1 protein-coding gene is annotated in these 726 nt (G+C 57.7%); it reads right to left on the minus strand.

Annotation, left to right across the window (positions count from 1 at the left end):
* Nucleotides 1-726, minus strand: a 726-nt coding sequence (locus tag A3730_RS04430) for a peptidylprolyl isomerase (RefSeq protein WP_197477286.1), incomplete at both ends; no start/stop codon positions are given.

Here is a 726-nt window from a genome sequence, read left to right on the forward strand (position 1 = left end):
GCTGCAGGCCTTCCTGCTCTTCAACTTCTACCTCGAACAAGTCCGCCACTGCCGCCAGATCAGCACCATCATCAATGGATTTCTGTGCTTCTTCACTAAGCTGCTGGACCTTGTCCATGGCGTGCTCACCTTTGAGGCGCTCACGGATAGCGAAAGAGACTTCCTCCAGGGGCATGGGTTCAGCAGACTTGTTCTCTGCGATACGCACAGCGATATAGCGGGTCGAATCGATTTCGATCAAATCACTGTTGTGCCCTTGTTCACGCACCTGATCAGAGTTCAGCGCCTGCTGCACCTGAGGCAGGGACAATGGCGCATCAGCCGCCGCCAGGTCGACCCAGTCCGTAGTTACCACAGACGTGCCCACCTGCTCTGCCGGGCTTTGTAGATCGGCATGCTCGTAGAGCAGCTCTTCCAGCTTCGCCACATCGTCATTCAACAACGCTTCGGCACGGGCTTTTTTCAGGTCGGCGCGAATTTGATCCGACAGCTCCGCCAGTGACGGCAATTCACGAGCGGTCTCCTCCTGAGTCACCTTGATCAGGTGGACCCCGGCGTCCGTTACCACCGGCGCAGAGACGGTGTCAGAAGCCAGCTCGGCAATGGCGTCTTCCATTTCTTCAGGCAAGGCCCCCTTGGAAACCACACCCAGATCACCACCAGACTGGGCGCTGCCTGAGTCGTCGGAGTACTGGGCAGCAGCATCTGCAAAGGATTTACCACCGG

The sequence above is a fragment of the Alcanivorax sp. HI0044 genome, from assembly GCF_001634945.1.